This is a genomic window from Paenibacillus pini JCM 16418, from assembly GCF_000576305.1.
GTDB lineage: Bacteria > Bacillota > Bacilli > Paenibacillales > Paenibacillaceae > Paenibacillus_AQ > Paenibacillus_AQ pini.
In genome coordinates this window covers 264,262-282,391 of sequence record NZ_BAVZ01000003.1, presented here as the reverse complement: position 1 = coordinate 282,391, position 18,130 = coordinate 264,262, and the positions used below count along the sequence as shown (strand labels likewise).

The window sequence follows — 18,130 nt, the reverse complement described above, 5'->3', positions numbered from 1 at the left end:
TTACCTCCTATAGCAAACACTAGGTTTAAAATGGAGGTGAGTGGCGTATGTGCCAACGTTATTCGGTAGCAGCTGATTTGCCTGTCGTGCAAGAGCATTTTCAAGTGAATCGGGTGATGTATTATTATCGAAATCGGTATAATATTAGCCCTACTCAACATGCCCCTGTCATTCTTCAGCAGAATGGTGAGCGAATTCTTGATGAATTTCGCTGGGGCTTTATTCCTTATTGGGGGAAGGATGCTGTCAATGCTGATATACGAACAGTACATGAGAATCCTTCATACCGCAAAATGATTGACAGACAGCGATGTGTTATTCCTTGTAATGGATTTTATTATTGGAAGATCGAAGGCAAGAAAGCATATCCAATTCGAGTGGTCATGAATGATCAAAGTATGTTTGGAGTTGCCGGGTTATATGAAGTTTGGCGGGATACGCGCGGAGAACCGCTTCGTACCTGTACACTCGTGATGACGGATGCAAATCCGTTAATTGGGGATTATGATAATAGGATGCCAGCCATCTTGTCACGGGATGATATGGATCAATGGCTTGATGAAAAAACGACGGATATAAGGGAGCTTTATCCGATCTTACGCACCTATGAAGCTGATGAGATGCGCGCTTATCCAGTCTCACCATTGATCAATAATAACTCACATGACAGTCTGGACTGCATTCAGGAAATGGACTTACAGATGGCCTGGGTCAAACATTAATCATCTCACAACATGGAGGTACAGCCCGCGATGTCTACACCATTTATTGAAGGTTTAAAGAAAAGACGTTCGATATATTCAATTAGTAGTGATGTAATTGTTCCGGAGTCTAAAATTGAAGAAATCGTCGGTGATGCTGTTAAATATACACCCTCTGCTTTCAATTCGCAGACATCAAGGGTCGTCGTTTTATTTGGAGAGCATCATCATAAGCTTTGGGAAATCATTACGAAAGATACCTTGCGTAAAGTGGTAAATAATGATGAAGCCTTTAAAGCAACAGAAGAAAAAATAACTTCTTTTTTAAGTGGCTATGGAACCATTTTATTTTTTGAGGATACCGATATTGTCAAACAATTGCAGAACCAGTTTGCGCTCTACAAAGATAACTTTCCGATCTGGTCTGATCAAACATCAGGTATGCTTCAGCTAGTGATCTGGACATCACTTGAATTAGAGGGGCTAGGGGCTTCGCTCCAGCATTACAATCCGCTTATTGATGATCAGGTGCATTCCGAATTTGATATTCCTGCTACATGGAAGCTGATTGCGCAGATGCCTTTTGGCAAACCAACAGCAGAAGCAGGCGAGAAAGAGTTCCAGCCGATTGAAGAGCGAGTGAAAATACTCCATTAACTCCTAATGTATGTAATCACCTAATAAGAGGACGCTTACCCGTGATTGAGAACGGATAAGCGTTTCTTCTTTATTATCATTGACAAATAAATGTCAAAAGAACATAATGTTTTAACGTTGTCTCTAAAGGGCAATGATTATTACATACACCTAGATAAGCATACTTAAGGGGAGAACGAAATGGATTTATTTCGCAAAAAACCAGTTTTTCCATTCTCAGAAGATGGAGCATCTTCTTCGGGTGGTAATTTAAAAAGGACACTTGGAGCTTTCGATTTAACTACATTAGGTGTAGGTGCCATTATTGGTACAGGAATTTTTGTACTAACTGGCGTAGCAGCTGCAGAACATGCGGGCCCTGGACTCGTATTGTCATTCGTTTTGGCCGCAATTGCATGTGTATTATCAGCGCTTTGCTACTCGGAATTTGCATCAAGTATCCCGGTTTCAGGGAGTGCCTACGCTTATAGTTATGTGGCTTTTGGAGAGCTGCTTGCTTGGATTCTGGGTTGGGATTTAATTCTGGAGTATGGTGTAGCTGGAGCAGCGGTGGCGAGCGGCTGGTCAGCCTATTTTACAGGACTCTTGGACGGATTTGGATTGCATTTACCTATGGTATTAACGGGTGCATATAATGCTTCAAAAGGAACATTTGTAGATCTTCCGGCCATCATTATTATTTTGTTGATCACAGCGTTACTAACTCGCGGTATGAAAGAAACGGCACGATTTAACGGAGTGATGGTCGTTGTGAAACTGGCTGTCGTTTTTTTATTTCTAATTGTCGGTGCATTCTATGTTAAACCGTCCAATTGGACCCCATTCTTACCCTTTGGAATGAGTGGAGTCGTGAATGGGGCGGCCACCGTATTTTTTGCTTACATTGGTTTTGATGCACTTGCGACGGCTGCTGAAGAAGTGAAACGTCCGCAGCGTGATCTTCCGATTGGGATTATTTCTTCGCTTGCGATCTGTACGGTTTTGTACATAGCGGTATCATTGGTATTAACAGGTATCGTTCCATATACATTGCTAAACGTTAGCGATCCCGTAGCTTTTGCACTACGTTTCGTGGATCAGAATTTGCTTGCAGGTCTAATCTCCGTGGGGGCTATCGCGGGTATGACAACCGTACTGCTTGTTATGTTATTCGGAATGACACGGCTATTGTTTGCCATCTCGCGTGATGGACTATTACCTAACTTATTATCCAGTGTTAACTCGAAAACGCAGACTCCCATTGCAAGTACATGGATTACAGGAATATTAATTGCATTATTAACCGGTTTTGTTCCACTCGACAAGCTTGCTAATTTGACAAGCATTGGTACATTGTTCGCTTTTGGAGTGGTGTCTTTAGGGGTAATAGCCATGCGTAAAACAAGTCCTAACATTCGTAGAGGTTTCCGTGTACCGTGGGTACCCCTTATTCCGCTGTTAAGTGCCGCTGCTTGTTTATATTTGATGATCAACTTACAGCTTTTCACATGGATTGGCTTTATCATATGGATGGTAGTGGGGCTATTCGTATATTTCTTATACGGATACCGACGCAGTAAATTGAATAAATAGAAAACAGAATCAAGACCTTGCCAATTGCAGGGTCTTGATTTAATTATATTAGTTTACATAATAAATTTTATGTTAATTAATATAATTAAAAATTAATCTGTTTAACCATGCTACTTATTCCCTTTTTTCGATATCTTATGGCATAAGTCGTAATTATGATATACTATTTTACTTAGAAGTTAATATTGTAGTAGCTTCCCAAGGGGAAGGAGGACATCTTTTGACAATATGGCATAAATTAATTGGATCAAGCATTATCATTAGTCTGCTGCTAACAGGATGCTCTTCATCATCTACAATAGAAGAGGCATCAGCTCCCGTATTAACAGAGCCAACTGAGCAGGGACAGACGTTAAACGTTGTTACACCAGATACAACAAAGAAGAATACAGATGCGAAATCCAAATATCAAATTCAGACGAGATTAACAGATTTCCAGCTTATTACCGAAACCTCAGGAATCGCTTGGGGTCTTACGCGAAATTCTATGAGGATGTATCTTACACAAGATAATGGTAAGACATGGTCTAATATATCACCTGCGGCTAATATTCTATTTTCAGCTAATCCGAGATATGGCAAGGATATCTTTTTTAAAGATAAAATGAATGGCTGGATTGTTCGTAGCGCATCTGGTACGAGTGAGACGATCGTACTCCATACAACGGATGGTGGAGAGAATTGGAATATCACTTCTATTCCACAGACGAGTGATGTATCTGCTCTCTTTTTCAACTCCTCGAAGCGTGGATGGTTACTGACATCTTCTAATATGTCAGCAGGTAAGGAAGACAAAACCCTTTATCGTACGGATGACGGGGGATCTTTATGGAAAGTACAAATGTTAAGCAAGAATAATTCCGTTCAGTCGCAGGGGCAAGTTAACAAGGTAATATCTCAGAATGGATATACAATAGGCATGTCTTTTTTTAATGCAACACAAGGTTTTGTGATGGTTCAGGATCTTGGTGAGCCTAAGCTGTATACAACCAATGATGCGGGAAGTAACTGGACTATCGTACCTAAATTCTTTAATCGTGAGAAATTGGGAGTGTGTACCTCCTATAATACGGCCGCTCCACAATTATTAAGTGCGGATAATAAGGAAGCTTGGATTCCTATCGGTTGTAACCTGGGTAAGAATACGAAATATAATGGGTATTTTACTAGCGATGGCGGAAAAACATGGACTTTTACTCTATTCAATATGAACTGGAATACGGGTGTCAATAAACTCATCAGACCTACTTTTTTGAATAATAAAGAAGGTTGGTCGCTTCATGGAAGTACGTTATATCATACGCTAAATCAGGGCAAGACATGGACGGCATTGCCAGAGAGTGACATTCTAAAGAAAAATCTGGTGCGATACCCTGAGGTTGTAAAGATACAGTTCCAATCCTCTAATGTAGGTTGGATGCTGATTGAGAAGAGTGACGAAAGACGTTCCTTATTGATGCAAACAAAGGACGGCGGGATTACTTGGAATGGTCTTTAGAAAAAAATACGGAGGAAGACGGAGAAAACACCGTCTTTCTCCGTATTTTGTGAAATAAATCACATTATATTATGAAATGAGGTGGTATCTTAAAAGTGTAGAAGGGATGATGAAGTTAGATAGGAGTGAGAACAATGACAACCAACGAAATGGAAATGACAACCCACAATTTACTGCATTACTGTTATACCTGTGAAGGTGCCGCTTTATGTGACACGGAAGAAAAATGTAAGGCATGTTGGGCAGAGAAGGGTATGCTCGCTGAAGCGGTTAAGGATCTGGATGAAACAACGTTGTATCTACAGATGATGCATGCGTAAGATGCATTGCTGGAAACCTGTTGCATGTGATGGATAAGCCTCTGAAGCCAGTTATATTGGGCATAGAGGCTTTTTGCATGTTTATTAAATATAAACCCGTTTTCTCGCATATAACTTTACCCGGAATTATCAAGTTCTGATGAGTACCGCATATACATGTAAATGACAGGCAGGGCATGGATATAAGGGACATGATGGAAGGGGGAGAAGCATGGGAGGAGATTCATCTTTTTGGATGTTCGACTTTTTTGGTAAAGTCATGCCGATTTTTTTCGTGATCATCGTTGCGATTATTCTGCTGTCTGCCGGGAGGGCAGTTCTACAGTGGAACCGAAATAATAAGGAGCCCTTGCTAACCGTCGACTCCCGAATTGTCAGCAAGAGAAATAAAGTCACTCACCATCATGATGCAAATGATCAAATGTCCAGCTACTCTCGAACCCATTATTATCTAACCTTTGAAGTGGAGAGTGGTGATCGGATGGAATTCGCAGTGAGTGGCAACCAATATGGCTTATGTGCAGAAGGAGATTCCGGACGCCTGACTTTTCAGGGGACGCGTTATATGGGATTTCAGCGGTACATGCGCGTAGCGGCTCAGGATGATCTCCACAAAAGGAGTTCAGAGTATTAGACTGAATACTTTTTCAGATTTTAGACCGACTCGGAAGGGTCGGTTTTTGTTATCTGAAGGCAGCTTTCGATATAATGGAGGAACTTAATGATTTTAAATAAAGGAGGAGTAGAGATGTCATTTGAAAATAAAGTTGTCTTGATTACTGGAGGCGCCCAAGGAATAGGGCAAGGCGTAGCTGAAGTATTTGCTTCTAGGGGTGCACTTGTAGCTATTGCTGATCATGATGATGAGAAAGGGGCTGCTGTGGCTGCTGCAATCCGAAATACTGGTGGACAAGCGATCTATATATCATGTGATGTCAGGCAAGAACAAGATATTCAGCATTTCATGAAGGTGGCTGCTGAAGAATACGGAACGATTGATATTCTGATTAATAATGCAGGTGTGGCTCGCTGGAAATCCCCCTATGATTTGACGATTGAGGAGTGGGATGATGTCATGAATACGAATGCCAGAAGCTGTTTTCTAGCTACTCGGGAGGCGGCTAAGTATATGAAAAATAACAAGACCGGTGGGTCTGTCGTGAATATGTCATCCACTCGATCGATGATGTCCGAACCTGAAACGGAAGCCTATGCAGCGTCCAAGGGAGCAATTCTCGCGTTGACCCATGCGATGGCTATATCCTTTGGGGAAGCAGGGATTCGGGTGAACTGTATTAGTCCGGGCTGGATAGAAACTAAGGATTATAGTTCGCTTAGTAACGCGGATCATTCCCAGCATCCTGCTGGCCGAGTAGGCACACCCGATGATATTGCTAGAGCCTGCCTCTATTTGGCTGATCCCAATAATACCTTTGTAACTGGGACTCATCTCGTTATTGACGGAGGTATGACCCGTAAAATGATTTATGAACCATAACTTTTTTCCTATGTAACAGGTACTTAAGCCTGTGCGTAGTGGGTTTTGAGACTGGATAAGGATATGTTTTCCAAAAGGGACATAGTTCCTTTTATACAGTTGGGCACATGGAAATAACTTGAAATATAGAGGGTGAGCCTAGTTATAAGGACTTGGGCTCATCTTTTTTGTTTTGAAGAATGTTATAATTTACAGCGGTTATGCAATAAAACCATAGGAATGGAGGGAATTTATGAGGAGCACTCACTCTCGGCTGATTGCGATCCTGCTAACTTTGACAGCTTCGTTATTGATGGGATTTTCGAGTCCATCACAGCAGCCAGTCAAAGCAACTTGGGTGTGGCAGACAGAGCTGATTGAGGATGGCGGAGAGCAACTGCTTCATTTTGCTACTGAACAAAGGGTTAACCTGATTTATGTACAAATTAATCGGGATTTACCTTATGAAGCCTACGAACCTTTTATTAAAAATGCACATGCTGCTGGCGTGGCAGTTCATGCATTAGGAGGTGACCCAGGCTGGGCTCTCAAAGTACATAGGGAACGTTTACTGGGTCTAGTGAATTGGGTCCAGAATTATAATAATTCGGCGGCATCAAAAAGCAAATTTGATGGTATTCATCTCGATATCGAACCGTATGTGCTAGACCAATGGGAAGAAGATCCGAATCGTATCTTATCTTCTTGGATTGATAATATGCAAGCCTATCTTAGCGCTGCTTCATCCTCCGGACTGGAACTAGGGATTGACTTACCTTTCTGGTTCGATTCGTATAAAATGCCTGATAATCCAGACATAAAGCTAAATGAGTGGTTTATGAAGTCATTTGACCGAGTAACCATTATGGCTTACCGTAATACCATAGATTCGGAGCATGGCATCGTTTATTTAGCGAAGGATGAGCTTGAACTCGCAGATCGCTTAGGTAAGCAGATACTTATCGCTGTGAATACGAAGGAAATGCCTGGACAAAGTCACACTTCTTTTTACGGAAAAGATAGGCAACAATTAAGCACTTCACTTGAGCAGTTATCGGATCTACTACATTCGTATTCTTCATTCGGTGGTGTGGCAATTCATGACTTCAGGCATTGGGAGAACATGCCTGTAAATAGCGGCGGAGAAGACCCGGGTACGGGAACCGACCCTGAACCCGAGCCTAAACCAGATCCGACTCCAGACCCGAACCCAGATCCTGATCCTCAGCCGACACCAGATCCAGGGACATCCGTACCTGATCCAGATCCTGTAGTCCGTAGTGAAACGGTAAGAGGGACGTACATTTGGGAAGCTGGCGAAGTACTGCAGAACGGACAAGCTATTCTGGATTTTGCCAAAGAAAAAAATCTAAATTGGCTCTATATTAGACTAGACTTACAACAGCCCTATGAGGTATATCGTTCATTTATGAAGCAGGCATCGGCAGCAGGAATTGAAGTGCATGCTATGGGGGGACATCCAATCTGGGCATTGAAAGAAAATCGTCCCAAAATGATGAAGCTCTTGAATTATGTGAAGGAATATAATCGTTTAGCTGCGGGTGACGAAAGGTTCCATGGCATACATCTTGATATTGAGCCCTACGTACTACCGGAATGGAGAGATAATAATCAAGAACTCATTGGTGAATGGACCGATAATTTAGCTGCGTTTACGAATGAACTTAAGAAGGATTCAAATCTGCAATCCAGTATGGATTTAGCGGTGTGGCTTGATAAATACACGATGCCAGATGATAAAGCGATGTCAGTAAGCAAGTGGATGATTAACCAAATGGATCATGTATCGTTAATGGCATTTCGTGACACGGCAGCAGGATCGAATGGTATTGCCAAGATATCGAAGGAGGAGCTAGCCTTTGCAAGCGAACTAGGTAAACCGATCCTGATTAGTGTTGAAATGAAGGAAAGTCATGAAGGTAATCATATTACCTTCTACGAGGAAGGCTCGGCATACATGGAGCAGGAATTAGCTAAGCTTCCAGATTTGCTGCAAGAATATACGACATACAGTGGAAACGTCGTACATGCTTATGATTACTGGAAAAACGCTAAGCCTTAAAGAAGAGTAAATAGAATACATTTTATCTATAGGCATTCACACAGATTTGCCGCCATGCATAACATAACGTGTAATCATTTTTCGGAATGAAAAGGAGTGTTTGACATGGCGGATCAAGTTAAGCATTATTTTGCACGCGGTAATACGGCTGCAGGTTCATATACACTGTTCGATTCAGTGTTGACCGGGTTGGATACGGTCTTTGTACTAAATGGACGGACGGGAGCGGGAAATGCTAAAGTTCTTCAAGAACTGGCTGAAGCCTGGAGAACAAAGGATGGCGGAATCCATTGTATACATGAACCACTCGACAGTGAATTACTAGATGCAATCATCTTAGTAGATGCCCGGATCGCTGTAGTAGACGGAAATGCTTGGAGCTCTGATCCTATTCTAGAGGGCACCGAAATCCATTTTATCCAGACAGAGGGTATTTTAAATACTACATTAAATGAAGCAGATTCCGAGGCAATTGCTGCATGGGATCAGCAGATTAGGTCTTTATATAAAGAAGCTTACTCGACATTCTTGACAACCCTCCGCATCCATGATGAATGGGAGAAGTTCTACATTGATCATTTGGACCGTGGAGAAGCAGATCGGATTGCAGAGGAATGGATTGACGAGAATTTAATTCCCTACCAAACCGAGTCCAGAAGAGGAGTTCATCGTTTTCTAGGTGCGGCTACATCTAGTGGATCAGTGGATTTTGTTCCAAATCTGACAGAAGGATTAAATACTCGCATACTTGTAAAAGGACGCCCTGGTTCCGGTAAATCTACACTTTTCAAAAAGTTAGCTGCAGCGGCAGAAACTAGAGGAATCAACACGGAAATCTATCACTGTGGTTTTGATCCAAACAGTTTGGATATGCTCATTTTCCCGGAGCTTAGCATTGCGATCTTCGATAGTACAGCTCCTCATGAGTATTTCCCAAGCCGTGAAGGTGACGTTATCCTTGATGTATATGAACTGGCTATTGCTGCGGGTACAGATGAGAAATTCGCTGATGAGATCGCAGAAATCAGATCAAGATATACGGCTTCCATGAAGTGGGCAACGGGATTATTGGCTCAGATTAAGGAAGTACGAGGAAATATCTTTGCTGCATACGAGAATGCATTGGATTCATCGGCCATAGAGCTTCTAGCACAGAATATCATTCAAGAAGTGAATGAACAGACTCAAATTTCTGCATTAAAAGATAAATAAATATAGTAAGGTGATTGTTTAGCAGAATGACTGCTAGATAATCACCTTTTTTCATGGAGCTAAATTTGAAAATAAATATATGTCCAACGTTATTAGTTTACATAATTTAAATTATGTAAACTAATAACAAATTGATCTTTTCAAAATGAAAACCCACCCCGTAGCGAGATACGAAGGGGTGGGTAATTCTCATGCAAACGATTTTAATGGCTTACCGTTTTGTTATACTCTTCAATTTTGCTTGTAATTGTTTTTGCTGCGTCATCTAAGGCTTGTTTAGAATTCTTTTTATTGTTAAGTACTTCTTCAATAGCTGTTTCCGTCAATTGGCGAGCTTCTGGGAATACTCCCATTACAGCGCCTTGTGTTGCAAGCATCGGCTCAGACTTATGAAGCTGATCTACAGCTGTTTGGAATTGAGGATATTTCTTAAGGTTATCTTTCACAATTTGCTCGTCATACGCTTTTGTCGTAATTGGGAAGTAACCTGTATTGATATGCCATTCGGCTTGGGTCTTAGGTTCAGCTAGATATTTAACAAATTCCCAAGCTGCCTTTTGCTCTGCTTCAGAGCGGTTGTTCATAATCCAATTGCTGCTCCGCCAATGATAACTCCACCTTTAGCGTTCGCTTCCGGCTTAGGTAGGAAGCCTGTACCAACTTCAAATTTACCTTCTGCTGAACTAACAATACTACGCAATGAAGCAGTAGAGTCGAGGGTCATGGCGATTTGGCCTGCTGCAAAGGCTTTAGCCGTATCATCTGTTTTACGACCAAGATTGAGCATCGTTTTGTCTTTCACCATCTGGTTCCACCAGTCTAGCGTTTTCACACCTGCTTCGTCATTTAACTGAGAAGCTGTTGCTAGACTTGTACGACCGTTTCCATTATTCAGTAACTCAGCACCTTGATTCGCCAAGAATTGTTCCATAAACCAGCCATAAATTGCGAATGATCCACCTGCTTGGGATTTCGTAGTAAGCTTTTTAGCATACTCAGCAACTTCGGCATATGTCGTAGGTGGTTTTTCAGGATCAAGTCCAGCAGCTTTAAAGGCATCCTTGTTGTAGTAAAGAATTGGATTGGATGTATTAAAAGGCATTGAATATTGTTTTTTATCGAAAGTGTAGTAGTTAAGGATGTTAGGTTCAAGTCCTGATGTATCATATTTCTCAGCATCAATAAATTCTTGCGCTGGAGTAATTGCCTTCGTATCAATCATGAAGCGGCTTCCGATTTCATACACCTGAATGAGTGATGGACCACTCTGGGAGCCGAGTGAGGCTTTCAATTTGTTCAAACTCTCATCATATTTCCCTTGATATTCACCTTGAACGACAATATCCTTATGAGTCGAATTGAAATCTGCTACCAGCTTGTCTGCTACTTTGCCCAAATCTCCACTCATCGAATGCCACCATACAACCTTTACCGGTTCACTGCTTGTAGCCTTTGCAGTATCTGTGGTTGGCGCAGCTGCTTCCTCTTTTGTAGTGGTTTTGGATTCTGATCCACATGCTGCTGTTAGCAGCATCATACAGGACAGAAGCAGCATACTCAGTGATTTCTTGCCGAATGGTTTCATCTTCAACAATCTCTCCCTTTTTGTGTTCATCTCTTATTTATCAGAAATTATAAATAGTTGAGCATCCAAGTTATTTATAATTACGACCACGGTTAACTTACCTATTTAACTTGATTAATAAGCTATTGTTAGCCTTTCAATGCTCCAGCTGTAATGCCGCGTACCAGCGGCTTGAGTCCCACAATTAGAAGTATCAGTGAAGGGAGCAGAAGGGTGACAATGCCTGCAAGAACGACATTCCATGCCGTCACTTCTTCAAACTGAAGCATCCCGATTCCAATTTGAACCGTACGCATGCTTTCTTTATTCGTGATGAGAAGTGGCCAGAGATAGTTGCTCCAGCTTGTTAGAAAAGAGTACACCGCAAGTGTCGCGAGTGCTGGCGTCGATAATGGAAGCACCAACCGCAGCCAAATCCGAATATGTCCACAGCCATCTACTTTGGCAGCTTCAAATAATTCACGTGGAAGCTGTAGGAAATATTGTCGTAATAGAAACGTACCAAAAGCCGACGCAACGAAAGGAACAATTAGACCTTGATAAGAATCAATCCAATTCCAGCTGCGAACGGTGATGTAGTTGGGGATCATGGTAACTTCCCAAGGGATCATCATCGTGGACAGGAATAGTGAGAACAATAGTACCTTACCCGGAAAGCGGAGAAAGGCGAACGCATACGCAGCCATAGCAGAAGTGATTAGCTGTCCCACCATAATAGCAGTGGAAACGATGAAGCTGTTGGTGATAAAGCGGATGACTGGAATGGTATCAAACATCTTTGTGAAATTACTCCAATCCATACCAGAAGGAAGGATTCGTGGCGGGTAGGCAGCTGATTCTGCACTCGTCATAAATGATGAAGACAGTGTGAATAGTAAAGGAAACAGAATAACCAAGGCTGCAATGGATAGCAGCAAGTAAAGAACACTCTGATGGGAAATGCGTATGCTCATTGGTAATGCACCTTCTTTTCACCGAATTTGAACTGAACAACTGTCAGCAGTGTAATAACCACAAACAGAATTAATGCCTGAGCGCTACCAATACCAAAACGGTAATTAACAAATGCATCCTGATAAATGTTATATACCAATAGGTCGGTACTGTTCATCGGGCCACCTTTTGTTAAGATGTTAACCTGAGCGAAGGACTGGAATGCACTAATTATGGATACGACACTTACAAAGAAGAGTGAAGGAGAAATGAGGGGCAATGTAATCCGGAAAAAAGTTCGGAATGCACCGGAACCATCTATTTTGGCGCTCTCATACAGATCTTCACCAACACTCTGAATACCGCTTAGCATCACAATATAGTTGAAACCTAAGTTGAGCCATACCGTCATAAGAGCAATGGAGATCAATGCCCAGCTTGGATCCGTCAACCATTGAATAGCAGGAATACCCACGAAGCTAAGTAAATAATTTAGCACGCTGAGTGTTGGGTGATACAGGACCATCCAGATGATCGATCCAGTACCTACAGATACGGCCATAGGAAGAGAAAAGAAGAATTGGAACAGCTTCATTCCACGTAGTTTCTGATGTGACAATGCCGCGAGGATTAGTGCCAATACAACGCCTGTAGGGACAGTGAACAGAATGAACAATAGGGTCACCCAAAGACTGTTGTAGAACACAGAAGAAGTTAAAACATTGGTAAAGTTATCGAATCCGATAAATTCCGCAACCCGTCCCTGCGGATCGGTAAGAAACATACTAAGGTAAATCGATTTAATGAGCGGATAAAATAAAAATATGCCAAATAAAACAAGCGACGGAGCGAGAAATACATAAGCAAGAAAACGTTCATTCCATTTCTTAGCACGAAGCGAAGTGGTCGATCTTACTCTAGATGGCTTACGTGACAAAGGAGGAGCTATGACGATATCTTTCTCCATGTGATGATTAACCTCACTTTCTGAATATAGGACATTCCTACATCAGTATAGGAGAGGCTTATTAAGAGAGCTTCAGAAAGTTGTAAACAGAATATATAAATTCAAGAAATTGTAATAAGCATGTAAACAAGCTTTTAGACTTTTTTCTACATTTGTGGTCACCATCTGGGCAAACGCACATACAATAATATGGAACAGAAATATGGAAATCGACGAAGTAAGGAGGAGGAATCTTGGCTGTCATTAAGACAAATTCGGAACAAACGAAGCTGCTTGCGCGGTTGATGCGAGCTGAAGCCGAAGGTGAAGGCGATTTGGGTATGCTGATGGTTGGCAACGTTGGTGTAAACCGGGTTCTAGGTAATTGTCTCGATTTCAACAACATTCGAAGCATTCAGGATATGGTATATCAAAGTCCTGGAGGTTTCGAAGCCCCACAAAAAAGTTACTTTTATCAAAAAGCTCGTGACAAGGATATTAGATTAGCTGAACGTGCGATTAATGGTGAGCGGCAGTGGCCAGCTTCCAACGCACTTTGGTTCTTTCGTCCAGAAGGCAATTGTCCTTCAACGTGGTATAACCAGCAAAACACGGGACGGTTTAAAGCTCATTGCTTCTTTAGCCCATCAGGTCAAGATTGCCCAACGGTTTATTAGAAGAATATATAAAGTTTATTATCAATTTCCATTACAAGGAGGATAAAATTATGATGTTTCAACCTTACCGTCCTGCTGGATATCCAATGGGAGGCGGGTATCCCGGCATGCAAGGTATGCAGGGTATGCAAGGTATGCAAGGTATGCAAGGGCAGGTCGGTGGATCAGTTCCACCACAAGTTCCTAGCGGTAGCCCGATGACGCCATCTGGAGCGGTAGTGCAACAACAAGCTCCAGTCTATGAGCAATCGTACATTGAAAACATTTTGCGCCTGAATCTAGGCAAAGTCGGAACTTTCTATATGACATACGAGAATAACTCGCAGTGGAATGCCAAAGTATTCACAGGTGTAGTTGAAGCTGCAGGTCGAGATCATATTATTATTAGTGAAAGAAGTACAGGTAAACGTATCATCTTGCTTACCCTGAATTTAGATTACATTACATTCGATGAACCTTTAATCTACCAATACCCAGGTGTTACAGGCAATCCTGGCCAAAATGCAAGACCTATAAATTTTTAAAATTAAAACATAAAATGACCGAAAAGAGCTGATTTCTTGTCTTAAATGACAAGGGTCGGCTCTTTTTGCATCGTAATCGCTGGTTTACTCAAAAAAACAGACTGTCCCTGTAATATTCAGTCATACGTTGCAGTTTGACTGTGTATTGTATAACTATATAATTAAAGTTAATAACAAAATTTATTGTGAAAGAAGATGGGTCCATTGGGAAGTTGACGGTTCGTTACAGTTTCTCTGTCATGACAATCGCGAGTAATTTTAAAATACGAAGGAGGTGTACCTATTTGCCGACTAAGCATTACGGTAGATAGGACCAAACTTGAGTGACCCCTTACCGAGCTGGATCAATTTGATTTGGGTTGTAGGTTTAGTATTATTGAATGGTTTTTTTGTGTCTGCGGAATTCGCAATGGTTAAAATTCGTAGCAGTCGTATCGAGACTTTGGTCGATGAAGGACGTAAGGGTGCAGAATTAGCCCGTAAAATTGTTAACAATTTAGATGCTTATTTATCAGCATGCCAGCTTGGCATCACATTGGCTTCTTTGGGACTTGGTTGGCTCGGCGAACCAGCCGTAGCCCGGTTAATCAGACCCTTAATTCAAGGAATTGGATTTGGTGAAACGGCAATACATGGTATTGCTATAGCAATCGCATTTATACTCATTACGATACTGCATATCGTGCTTGGAGAAGTAGCGCCCAAAACGATGGCGATTCACAAATCGGAATCGGTGGCATTGTTGTCAGCCGCTCCAATGATCTATTTTAATAAAGTAATGTATCCGTTCATCTGGATACTAAATGGGCTTTCCAATGCCTTACTGCGGCTTTTTCGAATATCACCCGCTTCAGAATTTGATTCTGCACATACGGAGGATGAGATCCGCATACTGATGAAAGAAAGTAACAAAAGCGGACTAATTAATAATACTGAATTGGCGCTTGTTGATAATATATTTGATTTTGCTGAAACAACCGGTCGCGAAATTATGATTCCAAGAACTGAAATGATCTGCTTATACACTCATTTAAGTAGAGAAGAGAATCTGGAAATCGCCTATGAAGGAATGCGCACACGCTATCCGATTTGTGAAGGTGATAAAGACCATATTACCGGATTTATCCATATCAAAGATTTGATGCGGTGGCATGCTCCTGATTATAGTAATCTTGTTCGTCCGATTCTTGCAGTGCCTGAGTCCATACAAATCAGTGCACTTCTTAAGTTGATGCAGCGTGGTAAGACACAGATTGCAATACTGATCGATGAATACGGCGGTACTTCAGGTCTTGTTACACTCGAAGATATCATGGAAGAAATCGTCGGTGAAATTCAAGATGAGTTTGATGAGGAACGTCCTGAAATTGAAGAAATTCGTGAAGATGAATATTCTGTAGATGGTTTAACGTTAATTGAAGAAATTAACGATCGCTTTGGACTTGATATGGATGCCACAGATTATGATACAATTGGTGGATGGTTATATTCTAGAATTGAGGCTATTCCTCCTCAGCAAGGACAATCTGCTGAGATAGATGGACATATTTTCGTTGTTGAAGAAACAGATAATAAACGTATTTCAAGGATTAAACTGCTGAAACCTCAGATGTTTGTTGAGGAAGCAGGGGCATAATTAATTAAGAATAAAAGACACAGCATATGCGCTGTGTCTTTTTGTTTATCAGTAAGATTTAATAGAAAGAACATAGCTATGGATTAGAAAATATCGAAATTAATAGATTAACTTTGCGTATAAACAAATTTTTTCAAAAATAAATAAAATATGTCGTAACTTGTCTATTTTAAATGTGTTAATAAGATGTGTTCCAAATATAACCATTTATGAAGGGTGAGATCTTATGAAGAGACGGTTTAATCGAAAAGTAATGACTATGACAACTACAGCAATGCTAGCAAGCATTATGCTTGTTGGAGGAGCAGGGGCTGAAGCTGCAACTTCTAATGTATCAACAGATGCTGTCTCTTTTGAATTTAAAGCGGCTGTAAGAGAGCCTGGGGCTTTAACGAGTAAGCCGCCGGAGCCTATTAGTTTATTTGCATTTTCAAATATGAAATATTTGGTTGGTGGTTCAACCACAATTAATGATTTAGGAAATAACAAAGTAGAGATGTTTGGAGATAATGTAGCTAATACAACAGTAAATTCATTAGGTCTAGATTTTGTAATCCAAAGATGGACGGGTTCAGCATGGATCGACTCAGGAAGCACTTCAGTGAACAAACAGAATGTAAGCTATCAGTCTTCTTCGGTTATATACAATGTCGCTCCTGGATATTACTATCGCAATCAGTGTACTCATTGGGCTTCAAAAGGTGGTTATTATGAACAAACTATTGCTTATTCAAGCAGTGCCCTTATTGTAAATTAATAAAAGAAGCCTATCCATAATGGATAGGCTTCTTTTATTAATTTAGAAAACTTTCAACTAATTTAAGCATTTCTTCCTTACTTATTATTCCTAATATACGTATACTCAAATTATTATTCAAAAAAATAATTTCATTTGTAGCTCCAGCAGTATAATATGCTTCGTTACCATTTTTAAGAAGTATAGTTTCTGTTTGATCTGTTCCCATTGAAGAAAAATTAGTTGTAGTAGTTAATTTTATTATGGTTATCGTTAAAAATTGTTTATAAGAATTCGTATATACGAGGGATATTCGGTTAGATATACGATCTGAATCAGGTTCTGAAAGGTACAAGTCTTTAAACTGATACTCTAATGGAATTCCAGATAAAGTAGGTAACGTAAAAGAAATTTTATTATTTATGTTATCTAAACTCCCAACAATGTTCTCTTCGTTAATCAAACTCTCAAAACCAATATCTGACATTGTTTCATTATTATTATCAAGAAAACCTAGAGGTGGAGGGGATGTTTTAGCTTTATTTATATCAATATCAAGGTCTCTCGTACCAAAGAAAATATTCACAACCCCATCTCCCCAAGAAACAATCTTTTGATAAAATGGAGAGATTGCATTCGTTACCGTAGGGGGACTAAAAAATATGGCTCCTGCTATAAAAGATGCTGCAACGACGGATGCCATCTGCATATGGCGTCTACGCTTGCGAACACGTTGTACTTCTTGGATACGGGATTGAAGCTGGTTCCAAGAAGCTTTCTTGCTGTCTTCGGAGGTTATAGATGTTGAAGAAACGGCGCGTTCAAAAGCAACGTCAAACCATTCTTCAAATTTTTCGTTTCTCATCATGGATCCCCCAATCTTTGAAAAGCATTTTTTTAACACTGTCCCGAGCACGGAATAGCCGCTGTTTAATCACTTCCTCACTAAGATCCAACAAACTGGCAATCTCTTTATAGGATAGCCCGCTTTTCCAACGGTATTCAATTAGAATACGGTATTCCGGTCTTAATTCATCTAAATAATGAATAATGGATTCCTCCATCAGTTTAGTTTCCACCGTGTTCTCCACGGAAATAGGAGACTGGGAAATTTCCTCTTTATACATAAAAACACCTTCAACATCCAGTTGGTTACGGTATTTTTTATTTTTACGCAAATAATTAATGGTTGTATTCCGGGTAACTACTTTTAACCAGGCCCTAAGCTTGACTTCATTCTCAAAGATGGGTTTATTCTTAATCACTTTAATAAAAGAATCTTGGATAATATCTTCCGCGGCTGCGTGATCTTTGACGATATACAGAATCATGCCATATGCGAAATCATAGTATTCATAATATATTTCTTCTTGTATTTCCTTGCTTAAGCCATTGAAATCGGCGGTTACAAGAAGTCTGAGAACATTAGACATGGTATTCCCCTCTCTATACATCGTAACATCTTCTGGAAATATCTTCTTTTACTAGTTTACAATATTTATGCAGGTTATCCTATTCTTTCATGTTAATAAATAAAGATATTAATATATTAAGTAGGGAAATAGGTTTAAGA

The 18,130-nt window shown here is 40.6% G+C and carries 17 protein-coding genes and 1 pseudogene; 13 read left to right on the top strand and 5 right to left on the bottom strand.

What is annotated here, in order from left to right; all coding sequences use genetic code 11:
* The first annotated feature begins 47 nt into the window (after positions 1 to 47).
* From JCM16418_RS06645 to JCM16418_RS06605, 9 genes are all read left to right on the top strand, one after another.
* Positions 48 to 722 (top strand): SOS response-associated peptidase, encoded by a 675-nt coding sequence (locus tag JCM16418_RS06645; protein ID WP_036647075.1) that lies wholly within the window; start codon positions 48 to 50, stop codon positions 720 to 722.
* Positions 723 to 752: 30 nt separating this feature from the next.
* The gene (locus tag JCM16418_RS06640; RefSeq protein ID WP_036647074.1) at positions 753 to 1,358 is read left to right on the top strand and encodes a nitroreductase family protein; all 606 of its coding nucleotides are present in this window, start codon (positions 753 to 755) and stop codon (positions 1,356 to 1,358) included.
* Between the two features lie 180 nt (positions 1,359 to 1,538).
* A complete protein-coding gene (bcaP, locus tag JCM16418_RS06635) occupies positions 1,539 to 2,930 on the top strand; it encodes a branched-chain amino acid transporter BcaP (RefSeq protein WP_036647073.1) in 1,392 nt (463 codons plus the stop codon).
* A gap of 220 nt (positions 2,931 to 3,150) precedes the next feature.
* Positions 3,151 to 4,428 (top strand): WD40/YVTN/BNR-like repeat-containing protein, encoded by a 1,278-nt coding sequence (locus JCM16418_RS06630; RefSeq protein ID WP_036647072.1) that lies wholly within the window; start codon positions 3,151 to 3,153, stop codon positions 4,426 to 4,428.
* A gap of 134 nt (positions 4,429 to 4,562) precedes the next feature.
* The gene (locus JCM16418_RS06625; protein WP_036647071.1) at positions 4,563 to 4,748 is read left to right on the top strand and encodes a hypothetical protein; all 186 of its coding nucleotides are present in this window, start codon (positions 4,563 to 4,565) and stop codon (positions 4,746 to 4,748) included.
* 211 nt (positions 4,749 to 4,959) lie between these two features.
* Entirely contained in the window at positions 4,960 to 5,382 is a 423-nt protein-coding gene (locus JCM16418_RS06620; RefSeq protein ID WP_036647070.1) for a DUF2500 domain-containing protein, read from the top strand.
* A 114-nt stretch (positions 5,383 to 5,496) separates the two neighbouring features.
* Positions 5,497 to 6,246 (top strand): SDR family NAD(P)-dependent oxidoreductase, encoded by a 750-nt coding sequence (locus tag JCM16418_RS06615; protein WP_036647183.1) that lies wholly within the window; start codon positions 5,497 to 5,499, stop codon positions 6,244 to 6,246.
* A gap of 232 nt (positions 6,247 to 6,478) precedes the next feature.
* A complete protein-coding gene (locus JCM16418_RS06610; protein WP_036647069.1) occupies positions 6,479 to 8,308 on the top strand; it encodes a hypothetical protein in 1,830 nt (609 codons plus the stop codon).
* 105 nt (positions 8,309 to 8,413) lie between these two features.
* Positions 8,414 to 9,520 (top strand): hypothetical protein, encoded by a 1,107-nt coding sequence (locus tag JCM16418_RS06605; RefSeq protein WP_036647068.1) that lies wholly within the window; start codon positions 8,414 to 8,416, stop codon positions 9,518 to 9,520.
* 203 nt (positions 9,521 to 9,723) lie between these two features.
* On the opposite strand, the pseudogene JCM16418_RS06600 reads toward JCM16418_RS06605, so the two are convergent.
* The 3 genes and pseudogenes from JCM16418_RS06600 to JCM16418_RS06590 all read right to left on the bottom strand — a co-directional run bounded on the left by JCM16418_RS06600 (position 9,724) and on the right by JCM16418_RS06590 (position 13,005).
* Positions 9,724 to 11,105, bottom strand: a pseudogene (locus JCM16418_RS06600) (ABC transporter substrate-binding protein).
* A 128-nt stretch (positions 11,106 to 11,233) separates the two neighbouring features.
* Complete coding sequence (locus tag JCM16418_RS06595; RefSeq protein WP_036647067.1) at positions 11,234 to 12,058, bottom strand: carbohydrate ABC transporter permease; 825 nt, start codon at positions 12,056 to 12,058, stop codon at positions 11,234 to 11,236.
* A complete protein-coding gene (locus tag JCM16418_RS06590; RefSeq protein WP_036647066.1) occupies positions 12,055 to 13,005 on the bottom strand; it encodes a carbohydrate ABC transporter permease in 951 nt (316 codons plus the stop codon). Before JCM16418_RS06590 ends, JCM16418_RS06595 begins: the two co-directional genes overlap by 4 nt.
* A 233-nt stretch (positions 13,006 to 13,238) precedes the next feature.
* Here JCM16418_RS06590 and JCM16418_RS06585 point away from each other — a divergent pair, with 233 nt between their 5' ends.
* From JCM16418_RS06585 to JCM16418_RS06570, 4 genes are all read left to right on the top strand, one after another.
* Entirely contained in the window at positions 13,239 to 13,661 is a 423-nt protein-coding gene (locus JCM16418_RS06585) for a cell wall hydrolase (protein WP_036647065.1), read from the top strand.
* A 50-nt stretch (positions 13,662 to 13,711) separates the two neighbouring features.
* A complete protein-coding gene (gene gerQ, locus JCM16418_RS06580; protein ID WP_081765339.1) occupies positions 13,712 to 14,185 on the top strand; it encodes a spore coat protein GerQ in 474 nt (157 codons plus the stop codon).
* 319 nt (positions 14,186 to 14,504) lie between these two features.
* Positions 14,505 to 15,821 carry a hemolysin family protein gene (locus tag JCM16418_RS06575; RefSeq protein ID WP_036647064.1) on the top strand — a complete coding sequence of 439 codons (1,317 nt, stop codon included), beginning with the start codon at positions 14,505 to 14,507 and terminating at the stop codon, positions 15,819 to 15,821.
* Positions 15,822 to 16,047: 226 nt separating this feature from the next.
* Positions 16,048 to 16,578 (top strand): hypothetical protein, encoded by a 531-nt coding sequence (locus JCM16418_RS06570; protein ID WP_036647063.1) that lies wholly within the window; start codon positions 16,048 to 16,050, stop codon positions 16,576 to 16,578.
* A 37-nt stretch (positions 16,579 to 16,615) separates the two neighbouring features.
* Here JCM16418_RS06570 and JCM16418_RS06565 read toward each other — a convergent pair whose 3' ends face one another.
* Positions 16,616 to 17,425, bottom strand: coding sequence for a DUF4367 domain-containing protein (locus JCM16418_RS06565; protein ID WP_081765338.1), 810 nt, complete (start codon positions 17,423 to 17,425; stop codon positions 16,616 to 16,618).
* A complete protein-coding gene (locus JCM16418_RS06560; RefSeq protein WP_036647061.1) occupies positions 17,403 to 17,990 on the bottom strand; it encodes an RNA polymerase sigma factor in 588 nt (195 codons plus the stop codon). The genes JCM16418_RS06565 and JCM16418_RS06560 overlap by 23 nt, the downstream gene beginning before the upstream one ends.
* Positions 17,991 to 18,130: the final 140 nt, after the last annotated feature.